This is a genomic window from Streptomyces thermovulgaris (assembly GCF_002155915.1).
Taxonomy (GTDB): domain Bacteria; phylum Actinomycetota; class Actinomycetes; order Streptomycetales; family Streptomycetaceae; genus Streptomyces; species Streptomyces thermovulgaris.
This window is the reverse complement of the sequence record NZ_MUME01000048.1, coordinates 1-7,265: the sequence shown is the minus strand read 5'-3', so window position 1 is coordinate 7,265 and position 7,265 is coordinate 1. Positions and strand designations below refer to the sequence as shown.

Genomic DNA, 7,265 nt, shown 5'->3' with positions numbered 1-7,265 from the left:
CCCGCCCTTCGCCCACGCCGCCCGGGTCCCCCTCGACGGCATCACCCTCTTCGGCTGCTACCACGTCAGCCAGCGCAACACCTTCACCGGCAAGCTCACCCCCGGGATGCTGCGCGCCGTCCTGCGCACGGCGGCGCGGACGGCCGGCCTGCCCCGGGAACAGCACGAAGGACCCCTCGAAGGGCAGCGCGAAAAATAGGAGGACAGGGCCGTCGCGCCCCGTCTAGGGTGCCCCGATGGGCCTTTACCCGGAGATCGAACCGTACGACCACGGCATGCTCGACGTCGGTGACGGCAACCGCGTCTACTGGGAGACCTGCGGCAACCCGCGGGGCAAACCTGCGGTGATGCTGCACGGCGGACCGGGCTCCGGCTGCACCCCCGGATACCGGCGCTACTGCGACCCCGACGCGTACCGGATCGTGCTGCTCGACCAGCGCGGCTGCGGACGCTCCACGCCGCACGCGAGCGCGTACGACACCGACATGAGCGTGAACACCACCGCGCACCTGATCGCCGACCTGGAGCTGCTGCGCCGCCACCTCGGCATCGAGCGATGGCTGGTGTGGGGCGTCTCCTGGGGCTCGGTCCTGGCGCTGCGCTACGCCCAGACCCACCCCGCCGCAGTCTCCGAACTGGTCCTCACCGCCGTCGCCACCGGCTCGAACCCCGAGGTGGCCCTGCTGACCCGCGGCCTGGGAAAGATCTTCCCGGAGGCGTTCGAGCGCTTCCTGGCCGAGCTGCCCGAGCACGAGCGGGACGGCAACCTCGCCGCCGCCTTCAACCGCCTGCTCGAGTCCCCCGACCCGGCCGTCCGGGAACGGGCGGCGCGCGCCTGGACCGACTGGGAGACGGCGATCATCCCCGCCCCGCCCCGCTCCGTCGCGCGCTACGAGGACCCCGTCTTCCGCATGGCCTTCGCCCGCACGGTCACCCACTACTTCGGCAACGACCACTTCCTCGGCGAGGGGAACGACGAGGGCGTGATCCTCCGCGACGCCCACCTGCTCAAGGGCATCCCCGGCACCCTCGTCCAGGGCAGCCTCGACTTCGGCAACCTCCTCGGCACCGTCTGGCGCCTCCACCACGCCTGGCCGGACAGCGAACTGGTCATGGTCGACCAGGTCGGCCACGACGCGGGCGCCCCGGCCATGACGGACGCGCTGGTGAGGGCGACGGACACATACGCCCGACGGTGAGCGGCCGTCGCCCTCGACGCCGCCCCGCCCACGAGCGGCCGGAAGCACCCGCCCACTGCCCTGCGCCGCCCTCGGGACGAGCGCTCAACCGCCGAAGCACCGTCCAGGCACCGGCACGGGCACCGTCACCGAGGAGCGCGGAGCCGGACACGAAGACGCACCGAGCAGACCCTGGCTCACCGCGGGCGGAGGGCAGCGGGTGCGGGGGAGCCCGGTGACGTCCTGGCGGGGCGGCGCTCTCAGGGTGTGCGGACTTCCTCGGGCTGCTCCGGTACGGCGGCCGTCGCGGTGATCTCCACCAGCTGTCCGGGGTACCCGAGGCAGGAGACCCCGAGCAGTGTCGACGAGTGCGGCCCCGTGCTGAGCCCGGAGGCCTCCACCACCTTCCACACGGCGGCGAGCACGGCGGGCTCGGTGGTGACGACGTAGACGTCGGTGGACAGCACATGGGCGAAGTCGCTTCCGACCGCCCGCAGTTGCTCCGCCAGGTTGGCGAGCACCTGCTCGGCCTGCCGTACCGGATCTCCCGCCCCGACCAGCTCGCCGTCGGCGTCCAGCGGCACGGATCCGGCGAGGAACGCCAGTTTCGTCCCCGCCTCGACGACCGAGGCGTGGGAGTAGGCGGGCGGAGGGAAGAGCGCGGGAGCGGTGACACGACGGATCACGGCGGACTCCTGGAGCGAGTGGGACGGACACGAGGACCTTCTTTCCGATCATGGACCGGAAAAAGAGTGGTGTCACAGGAATTGACCGACGCAGGGATGACCTCATGACGGACGACGACTCCTCGTTCCTGCGGGACACCGCCGACCGCCTGGCCGCCCTCCCCGGAGTCCGGGCCGTGGCCCTCGGCGGATCCCGGGCCCGGGGAACCCACCGGCCCGACAGCGACTGGGATCTCGCCCTCTACTACCGCGGCCGTTTCGACCCGGCCGATCTGCGCGCCGTCGGCTGGGAGGGGGAGGTCTCCGAGATCGGGGCCTGGGGCGGAGGCGTGTTCAACGGCGGGGCCTGGCTGACGATCGACGGGCGGCGGGTCGACGTGCACTACCGGGACCTGGACGTCGTGGAGCACGAGTGGGCGGAGGCGGAGCAGGGGCGGTTCCGGGTGGAGCCGCTGCTGTTCCACCTCGCCGGGATCCCCAGTTACCTGGTGGTGGCGGAGCTCGCGATCAACCAGGTGCTGCGCGGTGAACTGCCCCGCCCCGCCGGCTATCCGCCGGCCCTGCGGCAGTCGGCGCCCGGGCACTGGTACGGCCTGGCCACCGCCACCCTCGCCTACGCCAAGGCCGGCCACGCCCCGAGAGGTGCGGTCACCCAGGTCGCCGGCGCGATCGCCCTCGCCGCGACCCAGGCCGCCCACGCGGTGCTCGCCGCCCGGGGCGAGTGGACCACCAACGACAAGGGCCTGATCGCCCGCGCGGGTCTGTGCGGGGCCGACGACATCGTGGCCGGGCTGGAGCCCGGGCCCGGGTCGCTGCTCGCCGCCCTCGAGGACACCGGAGCGCTGATCCGGCGGGCCGTGCGGCTTCCTCCCGCCGACGGGTCCGGCGGCCGTACGGACTGAGCACACCGGAACACCGGAACGGGCCGGGTGCCCCGGGAGCCCTTCGGACCGGATGCCGCCCGGATGCCTCACGGCCGGGCGGCCCCACCCGCCGATGATCGTTTCCCCGGCCCTGTCCAGGGCCCAACGGCCCTTCCGACCAGGGCCGTTGGGTCATTTGTCCTTAATGCCATACTGGCCCGCGGTTTCAGCGGGCGGATCGGCTTTGCCCATCGTGTCCGTCCACCGCTTTCTGCATGTCCTTCAGGAGCCCACTCATGCCTCGACCCATCCGCCAGCTCCCGGGCAGCGCCCCCACCGCCCTCGGGCACGAGATGCGGAGGAGCCGCCGATCATGAGCGCGGGAGACGCGACGTACCACGCACTGCTCGCCCGGCACGACGCGATGCGACTGCGCCGGCAGCTGCTCTCCCCCGGAGGCGGCCCGGACGCGGACCACGGCAGCGGCTTCGGGAACCCGGCCGGGCAGCCCTACGACGGGGCCGCCGACCAGCGGATCATCATGCGGCACCTCGATCTGGTGACCCCGTTCGAGGAGCTGATCGCCCACCTCTACCAGGCGCTGTTCACCCGGCATCCCTCGCTGCGGTCGCTCTTCCCCGCCACGATGGAGTTCCAGCAGGCCCATCTGGCGCGGGCGTTCTGGTATCTGCTGGAGAACCTGGACAAGCCCGAGCAGGTCGTCGCGACCTTCAACCAGCTGGGCCGCGACCACCGCAAGCTCGGTGTGCGTCCCGCGCAGTACGCCGCGTTCGAAGCCGCGCTGTGCGAGGCACTGCGCATCCGCGCCGGCGAGCACTGGACCGAGGAACTCGAGCAGGCGTGGGTGCGGATGCTGCGGTTCGGCGTCACGGCCATGGTGCAGGGGGCGGACGCCGCACTGCGTGAACCTCCGTGCTGGCAGGCCACGGTGACCGGGCATCGGCTGATCGGCCCGGACCTGGCGGTGCTCCGCGTCCGGCCGCACGAGCCCTTCCCGCACCGGGCCGGGCAGTACACCGCGCTGGAGTCCGCGCGGCTGCCGCACACCTGGCGCTCGTACTACCTGGCCGGTGTGCCCGGCCGGGAGGGAGAGCTGGAGCTCCACGTCCGGTGCACCGGCCCCGGCGGGGTGAGCGAGGCCCTGGTGCACCACACCGCGGTCGGGGACCGGATACAGCTCGGGCCTCCCAAGGGGAATCTGAGGCTCGACGAGAAACCGGTGGACGAGCTGCTGCTGGTGGCCTGGGACACCGGCTGGGCCGCGATGAAGGCACTGCTGCAGGAGCTGGACGGCCGTGCGCGGACGGCGCCCGGGATGCCCCGGGTGCGGCTCTTCCTGGGGGCCGACGCGCTGTCCGACCTGTACGACACCGAGTACCTGACCGGGCTCGAACGGCGCCGCCCGTGGCTGACCGTGATCCCGGTGACGGGCACGGCGCAGGGGGAGGACGTGTACGGCGAGCTGGTCCGCGCGGTGACCCGGAGCGGTCCCTCGGCGGGCGGCCGTGCCCTGCTCGCCGGGCCCCCGGCGATGGTCCAGACGGTGACGGCCGCCCTCGCCCACGCCGGGCTGCCCGCCGAACGCGTCCTCCACGACCTGCTGCCGGCCGGCCCGCGCGACCTGCCCCGGTCCGCGGAGGGCTTCGGCCCGGCCGGAGCCCAGGAGTTCCCGGGACAGCCGGTCCCGGCCTGACCGGTCCCCGACCGGTCGGACCCTCGTCCACGGCGTGCGACCCCGGCCGGCCGGGGACGGTTCCCGGCCCGGGCCAGGGCCCGTTCCCGCTCGGAACCGCCCCGTCCCGGGCCGGCTCGGCCCGGCTGGGGCACCGTCGCCGGAGGCGGGGCTTCCTCCGGGGCGGGGTGGTGCACGGCCGCATTGGCCCCTCGGCGGCGGAGGCACGGCCGGCCGTCCTGCCGATCCCTCCGCCGCCGGCGGCGACGGGCACAACCCGCTGTGCGGGCCCGGTGCCGGTCACCCCGGGGCGTCCGGGCCGCACGGGCGGACGCGGGCCGGTTCAGCCGGAGCACCGGGGGATCCGGTGCACGTCCTTGGCGCCCACGCGCCGGACGTACTCCTCCAGCCCCTTTGTGGTGTCCCCGGCCCAGCCCACATAGCCGTCCGGACGGATCAGGAACACCCCCGGGCCGTACCACCGCGGTGCGTTTGCACCCAGCGTCAGCAGGGTCCAGTGCGGCCCCCGGAAGGCGTCGAACAGCCGTACTCCCGCCACCGTCCCGTCCGGCGCGCGGTCGCCCGCCCGCAGCGGGCCCGGGGTGGTGCGGGTCTCCTCGGTGAGGGAGGAGGTCCGGTAGTGGAGGTCGAGCTGGCGGGTCGCCTCGCCGCGGCGGGTCTCGCCGCGGTGAACGCTCGTCGTCAGGGCGAGCATGTCGGCGGCGATCGGCCGCCGTTCCTCCTCGTAGGTGTCGAGCAGCGAGGCGGGTGCCTCGCCCCGCAGTACCGCGTCCAGCTTCCAGCCCAGGTTGTAGGCGTCCTGCACGCTGGTGTTGAGACCCTGGCCGCCGGCCGGTGAGTGGAGGTGCGCCGCGTCCCCGGCGAGGAAGACCCGGCCCTCGCGGAAGCGGTCCGCCAGGGCGGTGCGCGGCTGGAACCCCGAGGCCCACCGCACCTCGGTCACGTCCTCGGGGGAGAGGTGCGAGCGGGCGGCGACGACCTTGCGTATGCCCTCCGGGGACACATCCACCGCGGTGCCCTCCGGGAACTGCGCCATGAGCTGGAAGTCCTCCGTGCCCGCGAGAGGGCAGAGCGCCATGAGATCGTCGCTCTTCCCGTGCGGCGGGAAGAGGTGCCAGTTGTCGCGGTCCAGGCCGGTGATGCGGACGTCCGCCACCAGCATGGGTTTCGGGTCGACCAACTCGCCGGTCATGCCGATGCCGAGCGCCCGGCGCACCGTCGAGCGGCCTCCGTCGGCGGCGACCACGTATGCGGCCCGCAGGCCGGGGCCGGAGGCGAAGTGCACGGTCACCCCGTCCTCGTCCTGGGTGAGGCCGGCCACCTCCCGCTGGAAGGCGATCCGCCCGCCCAGCTCGCGCAGTCGCGCCAGCAGGATCTCCAGCGTGCGCCACTGCGGCACCATCCACGGTTCGTTGTAGGGCGCGTCCTCGGTCGGCCGCACCGGGTCGAACATCCGGTGCTCGCCCATGCGCCGCCCGTCCTGCCAGACCATCCCGACCGGGTAGGTGCCGCCGGCCGCGCGGATCGCGTCCAGGACCCCGAGGTCGTCGAAGACCTCCAGGGTGCGCGGCTGGAATCCCTTGCCGCGCGAGCCGGGGAACAGCCCGTCGCCCCGTTCGACGACGAGCGCGTCCACCCCGCGCCGGGCGAGGTCGATGCCGAGGGTCAGCCCGCTGGGGCCGGCGCCCACCACCAGGACGTCCACGGTGTCCACCTGTGCAGTCATGCGTCCACGCTCCTTAACGGCGTTAAGTTCCGCTGGTCACGACGATGCCCTTAACGGCGTTAAGCTGTCAAGCGTGAGTACGAAACGCCGTGTGCCCCTCGACCGCAAGCGGGTGGCGGACGCCGCCCTGAACCTCCTGAACGAGGTGGGCCTGGAAGGACTGACGCTCAGCGCCATCGGCCGCGAGCTGGGCGTCAAGGCGCCCGCCCTGTACTGGCACTTCAAGGACAAGCAGGCGCTGCTCGACGAGATGGCCACGGAGATGTTCCGCCGGATGATCGCCGGGACGTCTCCCGACCCCGCGGACACCTGGCGGGAACGGCTGCGCAAGAGCAACCACGCCCTGCGTACGACGCTGCGCGGCTACCGCGACGGCGCGAAGGTCTTCAGCGGTTCACGCTTCACGAGCCTCGTGCACGCCGAGCAGATGGAGGACAATCTGCGCCTCTTCACGGCCACCGGCTTCACCCTCGCCCAGGCGGTCCGCGCGATCACGACGACGTATGTGTACACGCTCGGCTTCGTCACCGAGGAACAGGGCACCGAACCGCTGCCCGGTCAGCGGCGTGAGGGCTTCGACCTCGAGGAACGCGCCCGGGCGATGGAGGACTTCCCGCTGGCCGCCGCCGCGGGCGCCGAGATCTTCGCCGACTACGACCGGCACTTCACGGAGGGGCTGGAGATCGTGATCGACGGCATCGCGGCGCGGTACGGGATCGACTGAGGCTCCTCGTCCCGGGCCGGCCGTCCGGGGCGTCCGCGAACGGCGGCCCGTCCGGACCGCCGCGCCCGGGGCGGCCTCGGCCTCCCGCCCCGGGCGCCGGGGATCGAGGGCCTGCGGGGGGACGAAGGCGAAGGGACGAAGACGAAGGGACGAAGGTGGGGCACGGAGAGTGCGCGAAGCGCGGCGGAGCGTTCCGGAAGCGGCGGAAGGTGTGAGGTGGGACGCACTTCGGCGGTGAACTCGTGTCGGGTTGATCTCAGTACCGTCACCGGACGGGACCTTCGCCTCGTGCCGGGCGTTTAAATCTTCGTTTGCAGCACGACATGGGAGGTGCCAGGTGAAGGGGCGGACGGTGCTTCGACGCTTTCCCGCGG

General features: G+C 73.0%; 6 protein-coding genes and 1 pseudogene. 5 read left to right on the top strand and 2 right to left on the bottom strand.

The genetic code is table 11. The features are described from left to right. Both CCN35_RS05555 and pip read left to right on the top strand, forming a co-directional pair. Positions 1-199: pseudogene (locus CCN35_RS05555) on the top strand (hypothetical protein); the annotation flags it as partial. 37 nt (positions 200-236) lie between these two features. Then, positions 237-1,199: a prolyl aminopeptidase gene (gene pip, locus CCN35_RS05550; protein WP_067390309.1), complete on the top strand. Its 963-nt coding sequence runs from the start codon at positions 237-239 to the stop codon at positions 1,197-1,199. Between the two features lie 239 nt (positions 1,200-1,438). On the opposite strand, the gene CCN35_RS05545 is transcribed toward pip, so the two are convergent. After that, positions 1,439-1,864: a RidA family protein gene (locus tag CCN35_RS05545; RefSeq protein WP_086791705.1), complete on the bottom strand. Its 426-nt coding sequence runs from the start codon at positions 1,862-1,864 to the stop codon at positions 1,439-1,441. Between the two features lie 104 nt (positions 1,865-1,968). On the opposite strand from CCN35_RS05545, the gene CCN35_RS05540 reads away from it, so the two are divergent. Further along, a complete protein-coding gene (locus CCN35_RS05540; protein WP_086791703.1) occupies positions 1,969-2,766 on the top strand; it encodes a nucleotidyltransferase family protein in 798 nt (265 codons plus the stop codon). Positions 2,767-3,100: 334 nt separating this feature from the next. Next, complete coding sequence (locus CCN35_RS05535) at positions 3,101-4,441, top strand: globin domain-containing protein (RefSeq protein WP_086791701.1); 1,341 nt, start codon at positions 3,101-3,103, stop codon at positions 4,439-4,441. 322 nt (positions 4,442-4,763) lie between these two features. Here the strand turns inward: CCN35_RS05535 and CCN35_RS05530 are convergent, their stop codons facing one another. Next, entirely contained in the window at positions 4,764-6,167 is a 1,404-nt protein-coding gene (locus CCN35_RS05530; protein ID WP_067390320.1) for an FAD-dependent oxidoreductase, read from the bottom strand. Between the two features lie 73 nt (positions 6,168-6,240). On the opposite strand from CCN35_RS05530, the gene CCN35_RS05525 reads away from it, so the two are divergent. Further along, positions 6,241-6,891 carry a TetR/AcrR family transcriptional regulator C-terminal domain-containing protein gene (locus CCN35_RS05525; protein ID WP_067390323.1) on the top strand — a complete coding sequence of 217 codons (651 nt, stop codon included), beginning with the start codon at positions 6,241-6,243 and terminating at the stop codon, positions 6,889-6,891. Positions 6,892-7,265 lie beyond the last annotated feature (374 nt).